Origin of the sequence: Acinetobacter sp. WCHAc060033, assembly GCF_004209125.1 — a bacterium.
GTDB classification, from domain to species: domain Bacteria; phylum Pseudomonadota; class Gammaproteobacteria; order Pseudomonadales; family Moraxellaceae; genus Acinetobacter; species Acinetobacter wuhouensis.
In genome coordinates this window covers 69,282-83,725 of the sequence record NZ_SGSW01000018.1, presented here as the reverse complement: position 1 = coordinate 83,725, position 14,444 = coordinate 69,282, and the positions used below count along the sequence as shown (strand labels likewise).

General features: G+C 38.2%; 14 protein-coding genes. 7 read left to right on the top strand and 7 right to left on the bottom strand.

The window, feature by feature from the left end; genetic code table 11:
- Window positions 1-576: 576 nt before the first annotated feature.
- A complete protein-coding gene (locus EXE10_RS10120) occupies window positions 577-1,182 on the bottom strand; it encodes a TetR/AcrR family transcriptional regulator (protein ID WP_130113277.1) in 606 nt (201 codons plus the stop codon).
- A gap of 85 nt (window positions 1,183-1,267) precedes the next feature.
- Here EXE10_RS10120 and EXE10_RS10115 point away from each other — a divergent pair, with 85 nt between their 5' ends.
- Entirely contained in the window at window positions 1,268-2,476 is a 1,209-nt protein-coding gene (locus EXE10_RS10115; RefSeq protein ID WP_130113274.1) for an oxygenase MpaB family protein, read from the top strand.
- Between the two features lie 70 nt (window positions 2,477-2,546).
- Here the strand turns inward: EXE10_RS10115 and EXE10_RS22145 are convergent, their stop codons facing one another.
- From EXE10_RS22145 to def, 4 genes are all read right to left on the bottom strand, one after another.
- Window positions 2,547-2,861 (bottom strand): DUF4199 domain-containing protein, encoded by a 315-nt coding sequence (locus tag EXE10_RS22145; RefSeq protein ID WP_130113273.1) that lies wholly within the window; start codon window positions 2,859-2,861, stop codon window positions 2,547-2,549.
- A 33-nt stretch (window positions 2,862-2,894) separates the two neighbouring features.
- A complete protein-coding gene (locus EXE10_RS10105) occupies window positions 2,895-4,952 on the bottom strand; it encodes a TonB-dependent copper receptor (protein WP_130113272.1) in 2,058 nt (685 codons plus the stop codon).
- A 68-nt stretch (window positions 4,953-5,020) separates the two neighbouring features.
- The gene (locus EXE10_RS10100; protein WP_416346102.1) at window positions 5,021-5,509 is read right to left on the bottom strand and encodes a DUF2946 family protein; all 489 of its coding nucleotides are present in this window, start codon (window positions 5,507-5,509) and stop codon (window positions 5,021-5,023) included.
- Between the two features lie 120 nt (window positions 5,510-5,629).
- Window positions 5,630-6,160, bottom strand: a complete 531-nt coding sequence (gene def, locus EXE10_RS10095) for a peptide deformylase (protein ID WP_068975662.1) — start codon at window positions 6,158-6,160, stop codon at window positions 5,630-5,632.
- A gap of 123 nt (window positions 6,161-6,283) precedes the next feature.
- Between def and EXE10_RS10090 the strand changes: the two genes are divergently transcribed.
- From EXE10_RS10090 to EXE10_RS10080, 3 genes are read left to right on the top strand one after another with little or no spacing between them, the layout of a single operon-like run.
- Window positions 6,284-7,435, top strand: coding sequence for a LysM peptidoglycan-binding domain-containing protein (locus tag EXE10_RS10090; protein WP_087554102.1), 1,152 nt, complete (start codon window positions 6,284-6,286; stop codon window positions 7,433-7,435).
- A 39-nt stretch (window positions 7,436-7,474) separates the two neighbouring features.
- Window positions 7,475-8,620 (top strand): DNA-processing protein DprA, encoded by a 1,146-nt coding sequence (gene dprA / locus EXE10_RS10085; RefSeq protein WP_130113270.1) that lies wholly within the window; start codon window positions 7,475-7,477, stop codon window positions 8,618-8,620.
- Window positions 8,621-8,666: 46 nt separating this feature from the next.
- Window positions 8,667-9,236, top strand: a complete 570-nt coding sequence (locus EXE10_RS10080; protein WP_130113269.1) for an L-threonylcarbamoyladenylate synthase — start codon at window positions 8,667-8,669, stop codon at window positions 9,234-9,236.
- Window positions 9,237-9,659: 423 nt separating this feature from the next.
- Here the strand turns inward: EXE10_RS10080 and EXE10_RS10075 are convergent, their stop codons facing one another.
- Both EXE10_RS10075 and EXE10_RS10070 read right to left on the bottom strand, forming a co-directional pair.
- Complete coding sequence (locus EXE10_RS10075; RefSeq protein WP_130113276.1) at window positions 9,660-10,544, bottom strand: DMT family transporter; 885 nt, start codon at window positions 10,542-10,544, stop codon at window positions 9,660-9,662.
- 134 nt (window positions 10,545-10,678) lie between these two features.
- A complete protein-coding gene (locus EXE10_RS10070) occupies window positions 10,679-11,335 on the bottom strand; it encodes a TetR/AcrR family transcriptional regulator (protein ID WP_068975657.1) in 657 nt (218 codons plus the stop codon).
- A gap of 139 nt (window positions 11,336-11,474) precedes the next feature.
- Here EXE10_RS10070 and EXE10_RS10065 point away from each other — a divergent pair, with 139 nt between their 5' ends.
- The 3 genes from EXE10_RS10065 (at window position 11,475) to EXE10_RS10055 (ending at window position 14,306) form a co-directional block, all read left to right on the top strand.
- The gene (locus tag EXE10_RS10065) at window positions 11,475-12,719 is read left to right on the top strand and encodes an MFS transporter (RefSeq protein ID WP_130113268.1); all 1,245 of its coding nucleotides are present in this window, start codon (window positions 11,475-11,477) and stop codon (window positions 12,717-12,719) included.
- Window positions 12,720-12,775: 56 nt separating this feature from the next.
- A complete protein-coding gene (locus tag EXE10_RS10060) occupies window positions 12,776-13,522 on the top strand; it encodes an AraC family transcriptional regulator (protein ID WP_068975682.1) in 747 nt (248 codons plus the stop codon).
- A 256-nt stretch (window positions 13,523-13,778) separates the two neighbouring features.
- Window positions 13,779-14,306: a hypothetical protein gene (locus tag EXE10_RS10055; protein WP_130113267.1), complete on the top strand. Its 528-nt coding sequence runs from the start codon at window positions 13,779-13,781 to the stop codon at window positions 14,304-14,306.
- Window positions 14,307-14,444: the final 138 nt, after the last annotated feature.

Below are 14,444 nucleotides of genomic sequence, written 5' to 3'. Positions count from 1 at the left end.
TCAATCAATGAAAATATTTCGATCAATCAATCAGTAAAAATCCACACAAGTTGTTCTTCATATTCTCTTAATGATCTTCTCAATGCTTCGTCAGCATCAAGCTAGGCCGGCTATATTACTCTAAATCTCTTCAAAGTCAACTAGCAATTCAAATTATTTTAAACTTTCTTCCTAAAACCCAACTCAATCAATCTCAACTAAGTCACTGTTTTATCAGAAGTTTTAATCTTCATCACCGCCGATGGATGTGCATTCTACAGCATTTCTGATGGGGTGCAACCCCCTTTTTCATTTTTTTATAAAAAAGTGTGTTGTCTGTTTATTTATTCTGCAAAATCCGCTTTTTTTATTCAAAATTCTACTTTTTTGCTTAAAAATACAACCGTGTTATACAACGTACTCACCACAACAAGTTTCAAATCAATAGAACATGACTATATGTTTTCCTGTTATTTACGCTCTACAAGAAAGAATCACGCTGTAAACGTCATTTTTTTAAAAGAATGTCTATATAAGCGTTCTTCACTGCCTATTTAAAGTCATAGGTCGATTTAAGTTATAGCTCATCTAAGACTTTTACAGTTTTGAATCAATCTCTAAATAAGCCAAAATCATCGTGGTTAGTTCTTTTTTCAACTGTTGTTCTGAAATCAGAAAATTATTGTTACTGACATAACGCATCATAGTAAATAAAGTGCTATTGATAATGACAAAAGATTTGTTCTTGAGTGTCTCAAAACTCCAATCTTTAAAAAACCGACTAAATACGTATAAACCGACTTCATAAAAATGTTTTTCTAAAATTTTGGAAGCATCTGAATTGTTATAACCATGCCAATGTTTCAACACTTCTATAAAGAAGCCGTCATCGGCTTTCATCATGTCAAAACCGAATTGAATACTAAGTGGAATAATTTCTCTGATCGTTAAATCTTCTTGGCTAATCGCAATCTGCTTGAGCGCCAAACCCAGTTGCTCACTCTTACGGCGCAAAAGCTCCTGAATGATTTCTTCTTTATTACCAAAATATTGATAAATCGAACCAACACTGACACCTGATTTTTCAGCAATTTTAGGTGTAGTCACATTGAGCAATCCATGTTCAGCAATACATATTTGAGTCGCTTCAAGAATGCTTTCAACAATCATTTTTGCGCGTTGTTGTTGTGGTTTTTTTCTCATCATGCGCCCTCATTCAAATGCGAATTGAATGCGAATAATTATTCATATTAGAGTTTGATTAAACAATAAACAGGTCAAACGAGAAATGCAAACTTTAATTAAACCGACGCGTTTAGCACCTTTTGAAAAAATGTCACGAAATAATATTAAATTTAAAATTTTTAATTATTTGACAAATCAGCAAGCTCAACCCAGTTATGAAGAATACATTTCCTTAAATGCGGCATTACAAACAGGTGATGTTCCGATGGATAAAGTCATGCAATGGGTCATGACCAATCCTCGCCAAAATCGTAAGTTATTTGAAACAGCACTTTATCAAGGTATCGACAAACTGCCTCAAGAAGAGCCTGTCCTCACTGAGTTTTTTAATCTAGTTGAAAAAAAGCCAATGTGGTTTGACCCTGTTAAAATTGAGACAGCCATTCAATTTACACACCGACTAGGTGCTAATGGAACTTATATTCTTCGTGATTTGGCATTAATGACGGGTTATCAATATCCAGGCTTCAATCAGCCTTTGATTGCGACGGGCGCATTGAGCAAATATGCAGGGAAGCGTCTGGCTGAAACACATAAATGGTGGCTAGATGTCAATAAACCCAATAGTTTCTCTCGTTTTAATGAGGGTTTTACATCAACAGTTTATGTCCGTTTCATTCATTCTTTAGTCCGTTATCAACTGAATAAATCTAAAGATTGGGATCGAGAAGTTTGGGGTGAGCCAATCAATCAATACGATCAAGCCATGACCAATATTGCATTTAGTGCTGTATTATTGATTGGAGTTCGTGCGATTGGGATATTCCCAAGCAAAGCGGAATCCGAAGCTATTATGCATTTTTGGAAATATGCGGGTTGGCTTATGGGCATCGATGATAAATGGCTCGTTGATAAAGAATCAGAAGCATGGAAATGGATGCAGTGGTTGGATTTTGCCCATCCAAAGGTTGATGAAAGTAGTCGAGTTTTGGCAAAAGGACTATCCAAAGAACCCTTCGAACGTCAATACAAACATTTCAATACCTTTTTACAGAAAAAAGCTTACCAAAATCACTTAGATGTCACTCAACTCTTTATTGGCCCCAAAAAGATGAAAAAATTGGGGTTAAAACCACGCACCCTCGCTTGGTATCCATTCTATCTCATGGCGAAGAACACCGTTCTCTATAATGGTGCAAAGCATATTGGTGTTTTGGATCGTTATTTACAAAAACATGGTCGTGCAGAACAGGAATACAGCCTAGAGCTTTATCAAAATGCAGGAAAGCAATTGGCAAGTATGCATCAGTAGCCTTTTCAAAATTAAAAAATAAGGAAGCATGTTCTCTTCCTTATTCTTCACTGATCTAACTATTTAAAATTTATTGATGATGACCGTGCTTTGGCTCAGAAGCTGAAGCATTCATATGATCCATCTTTGCCATATCCTCTTGGCTCATCGAAGCGTGACTCATACCTTCATGCGCTATATTGTCATGTTTCATGTCTTGATTCATTTGCGACATATCATGTTGCTGGGCTGATTTCTGTTGCTTACTCGGCATGTAATCTGGCTCATTCTCTATTGCCAAATAGAAAATTCCCATAAAAATACAGCTTAAAATAATCGCAACAACCAAGAGTGGCCATCCCCAAAATGATTTTTCAGGGGAGAGTTTATTGCTGTCATTACTCATATAAAGTCCTCAAATTTAAAATATTTCAATGAATTAAAATTTCATGCTCAGACGCGCCCAATAATTACGTCCTGTATTGTTAAATTGCTCATTCGAAGCAAAGCCGAAGCCTGAACTGCCTGCCTTATTCAAATGTTCGGTATAGGTTTTATCCAAAACATTATCCACACCGATCGCAAGATTTAAATCTTTCTGAATATTATATGAAGCATTCAGCGCCAAAGTGGTAAAACCCGCACTCTCACCCATGTCATAGCCCACGATATTACCTTGATTTAGGCTAATACGATCCTGCTTTGCCACAGTACGAACCAACATTCCCAATGAATATTTATCTTGTACATAACGTACATTCAAACGAGCCTCTAAGGGTGCAATTTGCGGTAATGGCTTATTCGTATCTGTATTTTCACCCCAAGCATACATAGCACTTAGATCTGCTTGAATCGTATCAGTAAATTGATAGCCCACACCTGCTTCAGCACCTGCAATGGTTGCGTCGACATTTTTAGCACCAGCACTAAATGATGAACCATGATCATGTCCACCTGAAGTTGGATGATTATGATAACTCATTAAAATATAGTCGTTAATCAATCCTGTGTATGCCGATACCCACGAGCTGAATGCACCATGTTGATGCTGATAACCTAGATCCAACTGCAAAGTCTTTTCATTTTTTAAATCATTAAAAGCTGGCGTAGGCATTCCCGTATTACCATGAGCTGTACTGAATAACTCCCAATAATCAGGTACACGCTCTACATAACCCAAACCAATATAAGATTTGGCATTATGTTCAGGATGTTGATTCTCCAAACGAATAAATCCACTCGGAAGTGTTTCTTTACGTTCATCATTGAGTTTGAGTGCATCAATTTTGACTTGATCAATACGCCCGCCTGTCACCAATTTATAGGCATCATTAAATTGGTAAGCAAGTTCTCCAAATACACCATATGAATGAAACTTCATATTGGTCGCCAAAGGCATATCCATCATACGAGATGTCATAGCACCTGCATGATGATTTTGCTGGGTATCCACACCTGTAATCAGGCTGAGTTTATCCCATTCCGAAGTCATCACAAGACGTGTGTTTAAAGTACGACGTGTCACTTGCATAGAAGATTTATCTAAATACATTTCATGAGTCATATGATCATGTTTTATTTCAGGTGTACGTAAACTAAAGTTATCCATCACGTGATCGTTATAACTATAGTTCACCTGCCCTTCGATTTTTTTAATCACATTGGTGATATTTTTCTTTTCAAAACGTAGCCCTAAGCTTTCACGTGCAAACTGTGAGCCATCCATTTCACGACCTGCATATTCAGCTTCACCATCGGCTTTACCACCCGTCAACTCAATCCAAGTATCGTCATTCGGTGTCCAACCTAATGCCAAGTCTGTATTCCAACGCTCCCATGAAGATGGAACAGAATGACCATCACCATCTTTATAACTATTCGATTCTGAACGATTGGCATTTAAACGAATGTATTTTTGGCTATCACCAACAGTTGCTTCAACATTATGATCCAGACGTCCAAATGAGCCCGTTAACACACTGGCTTGACCTTGATAGTTTTTATCTTCTGTCAATGTTGGCTTCTCGCGTTCAAAAATAACCGTGGCAGCAGAGCCTGTATTGGCATATTGAACGGTTTGAGGGCCTTTGATCACTGAAATACGATCAAAACTTTCAGGTTGAATATACGAAGTTGGCGCATCCATACGTGCAGGGCAAGCACCGAGATTTTCAGTACCATCGGTTAAAATTTTAATGCGTGAACCAAACATACCTCGGAAGGTCACATCACCGTTGGTTCCACCACTTTTAATCGAGTTAAACCCAGCAATACTTTGTAAATAGTCTGCGCCATCAGTTGCAGGCACAGGTTGAATCGGCTGTTTTGGATCTGCATGGATAATCAGACCATTGGCATCATTATTCAGTTGTGCAGTTACTACAATCGGGGCAAGTTGCGTTGTGTTCTCTTGCTCATGAGCAAAGACAGTTGATGAATAACAAGCAACACAAATCGCAGCCGCTAAAGGCTGTAAAAAAAATTGAGGCTGAGACATTTTCTTTCTCTTAAATCTGGTTAAAACAAGGCTGGAGTCAGTCAAGACCCTAGAAAACATGTTGTGATTTAAGCGAAAACGGGTGGGGCTCGCCCTTGAGGGAGCAGAAATAGGCGTTGCAGAACAAAATAAACATGGCGAAATGCTTTTTGAAATGCAAATAAACGAACTTGAATACGATCTAAAACTTCTTTGACTTCAAGTTCAGGCGGTAAAACCAAATTACCATACACCGTACAGTATTGGCACTGATGACCCGCGTCATGGTGATGAGAACTTGTAGAGGTTTCAGCGTGATGATCGGCATGTGCTGAAAGCTGATTCATCGCAGAACCGTGTATTACAGAATTATCTAATACAGAATCATGCGATGCTAAATGATGTTGATGGTGCGAACTTTGTTGATGCTTTTCATAAAAATGACTTTCTGTTAAAGCTTGAGAAATAGTTTCACAGACCGGAGCAATTTGATATTGCTTCGGTAGCAAAGGCTGTAGAAATACAGCAATCTGTAAAAATACTGCGGTAAAACCCAACAGTAAGCCTAATCTCAACAAAACGTTCATCTCAACATTTTACGGCGACAAGTATAACAAAGCCCAATCAAAATTGGGCTTTGTAAACAACAGAAAATGTTAAATACTAAAATTTCAAAAACTTAATTCAGAATCTAATCATTAACGCTTCGCGGGCACTTTTTGCTTTTCACGCTGACGCACAATTTTTTCGACTTTTTCTCGCGCACGTTGGCGTTTTAAAGGAGATAAATAATCGACAAATAACTTACCATTTAAGTGATCCATTTCATGTTGGATACAAACAGCAAGAAGTTCATCCGCTTCTAGCTCAAAAGCTTTGCCTTCAAGGTTAATTGCTTCAATTTTTACGCGTGACGGACGCTCAACTTTATCGTATATTTGTGGGACAGAGAGGCAACCTTCTTCATAAGGTAATGTTTCTTCTGTAAGGGGCGTTACTTTGGGGTTAATGAACACCATTGGTTGATCTTTATTTTCAGACAAATCCATGACGATAAGTTGGATATGATGATCGACCTGTGTCGCAGCCAGACCTATACCTGGTGCTTCATACATGGTTTCAAACATGTCGGCAGCTAATTGGCGAATTTCGTCAGTCACTGTATCGACAGGTTTTGCAATGGTGCGTAAACGGGGATCAGGAAAACTTAAAATAGGTAATAAGGCCATACTGAATCCTCTGTTGCTATGCCATTGATCTTAAAACTAAATGAAGAGTGTGCTTCATTAAAAAAATGTCTGTAATATGCGTATTATAACGCATATAGATACATAATTTTAGGAATTATGATAATGAAAAAGGTTTTATCTGGCATAACGAACTTTCATGCCAAGGGGTTCAAGAAGCACTTGCTTGCTGTAACACTATGTTTAAGTGCAGGATTCACTTACATGGAAGCAACACATGCAAGCCCGAATACTAACCCACCTGCGCTCAAAGCCAATGCGCCAAATGTCTATGTGGTGAAGCGTGGCGACACATTGTGGGATATTTCAGGAAAATTTTTGAGTAAACCGTGGCGTTGGCCTGAAATCTGGGCAAGCAATAAGCATGTAAAAAATCCACATTGGATTTATCCTGGCGATAAATTATTGCTTTGTACGCTGGATGGTCGTCCTTTGATTGGGGTCGATGAAGGTGATGGTTGTGAAGGAATTATCCGTCGTCATCAAGGTGGCGCATCTTTACGACCTCAAGTACGCGTTGAATCAATCAATAATGCGATTTCAGTCATTCCATTGTCAGATATTAAACCTTGGTTAGAACACAGTATTGTGGTCAATCCAGAATCTTTACAAAACATTCCTTATACCGTGGGTGCGGCAGATAATCGTGTCATTACAGGTGCAGGTCAAACTGTTTATGCACGTGGTAATGGTTTAGTTGTCGGACAACGCTATGGTGTTTACCGTGAAGGCAAACCTTATACATTTGTAAATGCGGAAGGTAAGAAGTTCAATGCAGGTCTTGAATTAACTGAAGTTGCTTCAGCGGTTGCTTCTGCGTCTGAAAATGATGTCACCACACTTGAACTGACAGATAGCTACAATGCTGAAGTCCGTAAAGGTGATTATGTCCTGCCACGTTATGATGCTGAATTACCGAGCCTATTTTACCCAACAACAACCAATCAAGTGACTTCTGGTGGCAAAGTCGTTCGTGTTCAAGGTTCGATTGGCACAGCAGCACAATACAGTGTCGTCACCATTGACCGTGGTAGTTTACAAGGGGCTCAGTCAGGTCAGGTATTTAGTATTTACCAACAAGGTGAAACTGTACGCGATCCAAAAACCAAAGAAACGATTAAATTACCAGGTCAACATATTGGTACATTAATGATTTTCAAAAGTTTTGACCACCTCAGCTATGCCTATATCTTAGACAGCAGTTTGCCGATTAAAGTTGGTGCGGACATCCGACCGCCTGCAATTTCTGACAACTGAGTTTTGTCAAAAATGATCTATATATAGTGTGATTTGAATATGTTGAATCAAATACCCGATGATCAATTCAATACCATCAAACTTTGGTATTTGGTTCAACATTCACTCAGCGCATTTCGGAAATTAGAAACTTATTTCGGTTCTATTCAACAGGCGATTCAAGCTGAAAATTTAGCGAGATGGTCTGAACTAAAAATTCATAAAAGTCATATTGAACGAGCCAATGAGTATTTAAGCTCAAACGGCGAAGCTAAATTTCAAATTTGTATTGATAAAATAAAACAACATACTGATTTTATTCTATTAGACACAGATCCTCATTACCCCCAGCAACTCTTAGCTTTTGACAATCATCCGCCGATATTATTTGGTAAAGGCTCTTTCCAAAACTTAAGCCAACCGCAAATCGCGATTGTAGGCAGTCGCAAACCTAGCCCACATGGTAAACAAGTGGCTTATGATTTTGCCTATTATCTCAGTGAAAAGGGCTTTTTTATCACCAGTGGCTTAGCGCAAGGCATAGATGAAGCAGCCCATATGGGTGGCTTAAAAAATCATCGAACTATTGCTGTGATTGGAACAGGCTTAGATCTGATTTACCCAAGTCAAAATAAGCATGTACAAGAACAAATTTTGCAAAACTCAGGCACAGTCATTACTGAATACTTACCTGAAACCCAACCGATTCAACGAAACTTCCCTTATCGCAATCGTATCGTCAGCGGGCTGAGTTTAGGGGTACTGGTTGCAGAAGCACAATTGGGCAGTGGCTCACTGATCACGGCGCAAACTGCGGCAGAACAAGGTAAAATCATTTTCGCGATCCCTGGACATATTTATGGTGAGCATCATCAAGGCTGTCATCAACTGATCCGTGAAGGCGCAATTCTTGTCGACCACCCTGAACAAATTGTTGAAGACCTCGCTTTACCTACACAGTGGCATTGCGAACAACATGTTGAAAATACTGAAAAACGTGCAGAAGTCAGACTATCACCTGAAATTCCAGCTCATTTATTTAGTCTTTATCAGTCGCTTGATTGGATTGGGCAAGATTTAGATTCACTAGTGCAAAAAACTCAATTAAATACTGCTGAATTAACCAGTTACCTGATGGAACTCGAACTTTTAGGGCTGTGTATTCAGCAGTCTGGACGTTACTTACGTTGCCGAGCGAGTCATTAAGGTTCACAATAGTCCTTTACTCAAATAATGGACAAGGTGAATCTCAATGATTACAACCTCAGTTGCTGAAGCTGCTCAAGTTCTTCAACAAGGTAAAGTATTGGCTTATCCAACAGAGGCAGTATGGGGTCTGGGCTGTGACCCTTATAATGAAACAGCGTTCTTAGAGATTTTAAAATTAAAACAACGTCCAATCGAAAAAGGCGTCATTTTATTGGCTGGACAATTTTCCCAAGTTGAACATTTGCTCACTGATATCGATCCTACCATTCGTGAGCAAATCATTCACTCATGGACTCAACGTTCAAAAACAGAACGTGCCACCACATGGTTACTCCCTGCCGATGACCAAATCCCTGCATGGATTAAAGGCGACCACCCTCAAGTGGCTGTCCGTGTCACCAACCATCCTTTATGCACCGCGCTTTGTAATGCATTTAATGGATTTATTGTTTCAACCAGTGCTAATCCCGCAGGTTTAGAGCCTGCTCGATCATTACAAGAGGCAAACCAATACTTTGGTTCTGATCTCAATTATTTAAATGGTGATTTAGGTTTAAGCCGTGAGCCAAGTAAAATTATTGATGCATCTACAGGTGCAATTATCCGTGCTTAATACTTTACTTTTACAATATAAATTACATGACAAATTTTAATATTTTCAATAAAAAAGCAAAAAAAAACTCAGCCATATATAGGGTTGGCTGAGCATAAAAAAGGATGCGTTTAACCACATCCAGAGGGTATGACAAATTGATTGAGATTTTAGTTTAAGTAAAACTTAATCAATCTCGATAGAAAGATTATGCTACAAATACTTTTTTAATACAAATGTATTAATCTTCACATACTTAGCCTCAAACCTGCGATACAAAGAAAATTCGATCAACCAATAAAATTAAGTAATTCAATTTATTTTAGTATTTAACTTTTTAAATAAATTGGATGATTATTTTCGAATAAATTGAGTGCTAAAAATATTTTAAATTTGGGTTTAATTGCATACTTTTCCACCAAAAACAACCTAAAATTATTCGACTTATGTACTATTTTTGACACTAAGTGACTTTTTTTGCGCCAATGCAATTCCGAGTAAAATAATTACCCCACCGATTGTATGCGAAACCGTCCAATCTTCGTGTAACCAAAAATAAGCAATAATAGCGGTAAACACGGGCATCAAATTCATAAAAATACTGGTACGGTTAGGACCAAGATATTGCACAGCGAGCATCCACAATAAAGGTGCCATCAACGATGGGAAAATACCTGCATAAAGCACACTGGCAACATTGTCATGATTAATTGAATCCAAGCCGAAATACAAAATAAACGGTAAGTGATAGACCAAGCTAAATGCAATTTGCACATATAAGCTAATCAGTAAGGGAACTTTTAACTGCCATTTTTTTAGGAATACCCCATAAAAAGCATAAAAGAACACTGCCATCACCATCAGTACATCGCCCCAATGCCCTCCCAATTGGGCAAGGTTGGCGAAACTTCCTCGACTAATGACGTAAAGTAGCCCAAAGAAAGACAAAAGACTTCCGACGACAGCGAAACGATTCGGAATTTCTCTAAGAATGAGGATTGAAACAAAGATGGTAAATACAGGTATAAAAGCGTTGATAATCCCCATATTGGTTGCTGTCGTATAGTGCGCCGCGCTATAAGCTAAACCTTGGTACAACACCATACCAAAAGCACTCAATACAGCAAATTGCATAAAATGCTGTTGAATGAGTTGGCGTTGCTGCCACGCTTTTGGCAACATAAACGGTGTTAAAATAACGAATGCCACCAACCAACGATAAAAACTAATGCTGACAGGCGAAATATAATCCGAAACATAGCGTGTTACAGCAATATTCATTGACCAGATTAAAACGGCAAAGATCGGTAAGCTGACTGCCCACCACATCGATTTACTATTGGTGTACATAATTTTAGCAATTCAAGGTTGTTTTAAACATTATCAAAGAAGTCGGAATTAATTTAAATATCGTATTTCAGACATCAATAGCGGATTTCAGACACGTGTTATTCTTTCCAAGCTTAAAACAATGTCCATGTTTTAAGTGCCAAAGTCACAACATTCTCCAATTGCTCTATCGCAACGCCATCACGCGCTTGCATAGTCAAACCTTGAATCACTGTTGAATAGTAATCCGTCATGGCTTGAATATCAGCATCTGAGCTTAAATCGCCATCTTCGACACCCTGCTGTAAGCGTTGATAAATTTTTTCTTTAACCTGTTGTCTTTTTAACAATAAATCATGCTGAAGTGGCTGATGTTGCTCCGAACAATTCATCGTTGCAGTCACCAACATACAACCTGTCGGTTTATCCTGTTGCAACAATTTTTTAAGATTTTCATAGAGATAGATTTCAATTGCAACTTTCGCAGTCTCAGCTTGTTGAAAAATCAAGTCCAGTGAACAGGCTTCATGTTTTAAATAATAATCTAAACATGCGTGGAACAGCTGTGATTTATCTCCAAAGGTACTGTAAATACTCGGTGCTGTGAGGTTTAGGGCTTTGGTTAAATCACTCATCGCAGTCGCTTCATAACCATATTTCCAAAAGAGCATCATGGCTTTTTGTAAAGCTTCCTGCTCATCAAAGCATTTTGGGCGACCACGGCGTCGCTTCAATTCTGGATGAATATCTTGCTTTTCTGATACTTGAATATGCTCTTCTGAATTTGCCATAAACTTCACATATATTTTTATAACGAACATTATTAAATTAATTGACAATCAAAAAACAATCAAATATTTTATTTTTATAACGATCGTTAATGAATTAAAAACAAGCCAAGCAAACTATCGCCAGACAGGAAATCGCCTCATGAATATGATGCAACCACAAGATACGCGACCACAAAACTTAGAAACGCCCCCCAGTAGCCAAGGCAGCTGGGTTGCTTTATTGACAGTTGCCATTACTGCTTTTGCTCTTGTCACCAGTGAATTTCTCCCCATCGGAGTGATCAATAATATTTCTGCGGATTTAAATGTTTCTGTCGGCACAGCAGGTCTGGTCATCACCTTACCTGGAATCATGGCAGCTTTAGCTGCGCCTCTCCTACCTGTTTTGGTTAAAAATTTAGACCGACGTTATTTGTTATTGGCACTCGCTGCGACCATGGTGGTAGCCAATGCAGTCACCGCCATTGCACCCAATTTTGAAATTTTATTGCTCAGTCGTTTTATTCTCGGTTTTGCTATTGGTGGATTTTGGGCAACCGCAATTGCTTTGAGTGGTCGTTTAGCACCAGCGCATTTACCGATTGCTAAAGCAACAGCAACGGTCATGGCAGGTGTAACCCTTGCCACAGTCTTAGGTGTACCGATCGGAACATGGTTGAGCAATGCTTATGGATGGCGTACATCGTTTGCAATCACCTCTATCATTGGCTTTTTTGTCGTCGCATTGGGAGTTAAGTTTATTCCGAACTTAAAACCAGAATCAGCGATTCATTTTAGAGATTTGCCTGCTTTATTACGCATTAACAAAGCAAGACAGGGCTTAATTATTATCTTACTGATTGGTTTGGCTCATTTTTCATCTTATAGTTATTTAACCCCATTCTTTAAAAACTCTGCCGGTTTTGACAACACCACCATCAGTTCATTACTCTTATTATTTGGTATAGCAGGGATTTTTGGTAATGCTTTCGCAGGTTATAGTGGTAACCTAAACGTCCGATATACTTTTGCCTTTGTGGCGATCTGTTTTGCGATTGTATTCTTTGGTTTCCCATTATTTGCTATACATATTTCAGGTGCATTTATTCTGACAGCGTTATGGGGTTTTGCCTTTGGTGCATTCCCAACAACAGCGAATATCTGGATGTTTCTACACGCACCACATGCTGTTGAAAAAGGAATGCCGTTATTTGTTGGTTTTTTCCAAGTCATGATTGCAACTGGTGCATTGATTGGTGGTTATGTAGTAGACCATTTTAATGCCAATATTTTGTTGTATAGTGTACTGAGTTTTATCATTTTAGCTTTTATTTCTATATTTACCCTGAGTCGTGGGCTGAATAATCCAAAAGCAGAGCTAAATCCTGTGTCATGTAAGAATTAGTTATTTTTTTAAATAACCAAATGCAAAAAAAAATTGACATCGATATAGACCCGCCCATGTATGCAGATTTGATTTCAGTAGAAGAATTCTTCTACCAAAAACATGATGTCATCACACCCCATTCTAATTTATGGGGTGATTTTAATTTAAGTTTAAATGGCACTTTAGAACTGACGATTGCAGATGAAATTTATTTGTCACCGCCGAGTTATGGTCTGTGGATTCCTCCACAAACGCATCATTACTGTGCAGGAGTCAATGATCAACAAACCCATTATATTTGTATTCGGATTCATCCTCGATTGTGCAGTCAACTCGCCGATAAAACCAGAACCTTAAATGTCCGTCCCTATCTTAAGCAAACCATTGAAGAAATTTTAGATCAACAAAAACAAGGCATCCCAATTCCACAATATTATGAACATTTGTTGCAATTGGTTGTCGATCAGATCCAACACAGTTCCTGCTACGAGCACTATTTACCCAAGAGTAATCACCCCATTCTAAATCCTATTTTAGATTGTCTCGCAGACACTTCACGCTTTCATAAAAGCATGCAAGAACTGTTAGATCCCTTTCAAATCACCGAACGGCATGCACTTCGACTCAGTCAGGAACAACTTCAACTCAGCCTTTCTGAATGGCGTAATCGTGCCAAAATTATTTATGCCATCTCATGCATTCAACAAGGTCAATCTATTAAAAAAATTGGTTTAGATTTGGGTTATCAACATAGCTCCAGCTTCATCGAGTTTTTTAAACGTTATACAGGTCAAACACCTGCACAAATGCGAAATCTTTAAAAATCATGATACAAATCATAAGAGCAACAACATATATTTTGAATATCAGAATTTAATAGCTAGGCTTTAAAATAAAGGCTTCTATCAGCCTTTTTCACCCTATTAATAAGTATATATACAAAAAAGCTATAGAAAAATGCTTTAAAAGTGGGCATTTTCGCTCTTATGCGAATAAATCTGCATCTTGAATTTGTTTATTTTACATACAAATTAATTTCAAGTTCTTAACAATTTTAAATAATGAAGGGTTTCAATAATGAAAAAATTACTCCTTGCAACATTCATTGCATCTACATTTGCTTTAGCAGCATGTGACAAAAAACCTGCTGATGCTACAACGTCTGGCTCGGATGCAAAACCTGCTGCTGCAGCAGTTTCACTCAGTAGCAACAACATTGCAGACATTAAAAGTGACTTCACTGCAATCCAAGCAATTTCTGTAGAAAAATCTAAAGAAGCACTGACGTTTCAAACTGAAGTGATGCAAGCTGCACAAAAAGGTGATAAAGATGCGCTGAAAGGCGTTGTTGATAAAATGAAAACCTATGTAGATGGTTTTAACAAAGACCTAGATGGCTTAGCACTTAAAAGTTCTGAAGTTGCAGCCATTCGTGACAAAATGAAAGAATCGAACAAGCTTGGTGTAGAAATGTCTGAAGCTGGTTTAGCGGGTTCTCCTGATCCGCAAAAAATTATGGATCTTCAAAAGAAAGGTACTGAACTACAGCAAAGCTTGATGACAGACATGCAAGCATTACAAGCTAAAATCAATGCAGCACCGTAATTGGTTGTAAATAATTCCGTTTCAACTGTTCATATTCAAAAGCAGATCACATGATCTGCTTTTTTTATTACCACATAGATACAAATGTAACTTGCTGAAATCTTAGAATATCGCTAAAACATTAAACAACCTACACAT

What these genes read in the sequence shown, in the direction of transcription:
- EXE10_RS10120 (WP_130113277.1), bottom strand. Translation starts at nt 1,182, where the DNA reads ATGAGAAAAAAACCACAACAACAACGCGCAAAAATGATTGTTGAAAGC.
- EXE10_RS10115 (WP_130113274.1), top strand. Translation starts at nt 1,268, where the DNA reads ATGCAAACTTTAATTAAACCGACGCGTTTAGCACCTTTTGAAAAAATG.
- EXE10_RS22145 (WP_130113273.1), bottom strand. Translation starts at nt 2,861, where the DNA reads ATGAGTAATGACAGCAATAAACTCTCCCCTGAAAAATCATTTTGGGGA.
- EXE10_RS10105 (WP_130113272.1), bottom strand. Translation starts at nt 4,952, where the DNA reads ATGTCTCAGCCTCAATTTTTTTTACAGCCTTTAGCGGCTGCGATTTGT.
- def (WP_068975662.1), bottom strand. Translation starts at nt 6,160, where the DNA reads ATGGCCTTATTACCTATTTTAAGTTTTCCTGATCCCCGTTTACGCACC.
- EXE10_RS10090 (WP_087554102.1), top strand. Translation starts at nt 6,284, where the DNA reads ATGAAAAAGGTTTTATCTGGCATAACGAACTTTCATGCCAAGGGGTTC.
- dprA (WP_130113270.1), top strand. Translation starts at nt 7,475, where the DNA reads ATGTTGAATCAAATACCCGATGATCAATTCAATACCATCAAACTTTGG.
- EXE10_RS10080 (WP_130113269.1), top strand. Translation starts at nt 8,667, where the DNA reads ATGATTACAACCTCAGTTGCTGAAGCTGCTCAAGTTCTTCAACAAGGT.
- EXE10_RS10075 (WP_130113276.1), bottom strand. Translation starts at nt 10,544, where the DNA reads ATGTGGTGGGCAGTCAGCTTACCGATCTTTGCCGTTTTAATCTGGTCA.
- EXE10_RS10070 (WP_068975657.1), bottom strand. Translation starts at nt 11,335, where the DNA reads ATGGCAAATTCAGAAGAGCATATTCAAGTATCAGAAAAGCAAGATATT.
- EXE10_RS10065 (WP_130113268.1), top strand. Translation starts at nt 11,475, where the DNA reads ATGAATATGATGCAACCACAAGATACGCGACCACAAAACTTAGAAACG.
- EXE10_RS10060 (WP_068975682.1), top strand. Translation starts at nt 12,776, where the DNA reads ATGTATGCAGATTTGATTTCAGTAGAAGAATTCTTCTACCAAAAACAT.
- EXE10_RS10055 (WP_130113267.1), top strand. Translation starts at nt 13,779, where the DNA reads ATGAAAAAATTACTCCTTGCAACATTCATTGCATCTACATTTGCTTTA.